Source organism: Pseudaeromonas pectinilytica (assembly GCF_054780855.1).
The window spans coordinates 1-1,259 of record NZ_BAAGVN010000214.1; the positions used below are offsets into that span (position 1 = coordinate 1).

At 38.5% G+C, this 1,259-nt stretch carries 2 protein-coding genes; both read left to right on the forward strand.

All coding sequences use genetic code 11. From position 1 onward, the window contains the following. Positions 1-146 precede the first annotated feature (146 nt). Positions 147-905 carry a hypothetical protein gene (locus ACYVG7_RS10320; protein WP_460883034.1) on the forward strand — a complete coding sequence of 253 codons (759 nt, stop codon included), beginning with the start codon at positions 147-149 and terminating at the stop codon, positions 903-905. 3 nt (positions 906-908) lie between these two features. Then, on the forward strand, positions 909-1,202 hold the full coding sequence (locus ACYVG7_RS10325) for an MAE_28990/MAE_18760 family HEPN-like nuclease (RefSeq protein WP_460883035.1): 294 nt from the start codon (positions 909-911) through the stop codon (positions 1,200-1,202). Positions 1,203-1,259 lie beyond the last annotated feature (57 nt).

Consider the following 1,259-nt stretch of genomic DNA (forward strand, 5'->3'; position numbering starts at 1 on the left):
ACGATTGATGTCAGAGCGAGTTTCTTCGACAAGGGTAAGGTGTTCAATCAAGGTCATAGAGTGCGCCTCCTGCATGGAGGCGTAATTAGATCATAGACGATCAGCCTGTTCAAATTTCATTAACAAAGTGCGATCCCGCCCTGGGATTGGTTGGGGTTAACTGGGATTCGGATGCTTTTAATACCGCATTAAAAATCAGCTTTAAGCGTGAAAAAATCGACGTGAAAATAATAAAAAAAGAGTCGGATGTAAACACCAAGTTTGAGTTGTTTCAACGATTAAACACGGGTGGAAGTAATTTATCTGACCAAGAGGTTAGAAATTGTTTATTGATTATGTTGAATCCAGGGTTCTTTGAATTAATCCTGGAAATGAGTCGAGATGAGAACTTTGTTAATACTATTAGTATTACGGATCGTTTGATAGAAGAGCGATTTGACATGGAACTTGTGCTGAGGTTTTTGATCCAAAACATGGCATCTCTTGCTGAGCTGTCTGCTATTGAAGACATTAGCCCATTCTTGACTAATAATATGAAAAAATTAGCGAGTGATTCCGACCTTGATGTTAACCTAATAAGAAGCCTGTTTTCGGCAACTTTCAGGTATGTAAATGTTGCCCTCGGCGATAATGCATATAGGAAGTGGGATGGAACTAAATATAAGGGTTCTTTCTCTATAGCTATTTTTGAGGTTATTACATCAGGTGTATTTGGTTATCTCACTTCACATCTGGAACTGGTAGCTGGAGATTCTCAAATTGATATGACGTTGATTGAAACCATCCAGCGTGTTTCAAAGTTATTACCTGAAAATGCAGTGTTTCTCGAAAATAGTGGGTCTGGAATTCGTGCAACATATCGTCTTCCAAAATTAATACCTCTCGGCAGGAGGTTGATAGTTTAGGCCATGAAAGTACGAAGCAAGGAAGAGTTTGTTGATTTTATATCTAAAGACAGAGCATGGAGAAAACGTGAGCTGACGAATATAAAATACTTGATTGAAAGATCTAAAGATGGATATGTTGATTTAAACTTGAGAGCAGCAACGCTGCTGTTGTATTCACATTGGGAAGGTTTTGTAAAACACTCAACGAAGGTGTTTTTTTATTATTTATCACAAAGTGGGATAAAGTATTCTAGGCTGAATAACAATTTAATTGTTAGTGGGGTGGTGAAGCAGGGCGAACGCATGAGTGTCTAGTTTTTGAGCGATACGGATAATCCGGCAATCAGCACCTTCTCCAAGTGTTCTGTTTTC

Coding starts and splice junctions, on each gene's coding strand:
- ACYVG7_RS10325 (WP_460883035.1), top strand. CDS start 909: ATGAAAGTACGAAGCAAGGAAGAGTTTGTTGATTTTATATCTAAAGAC.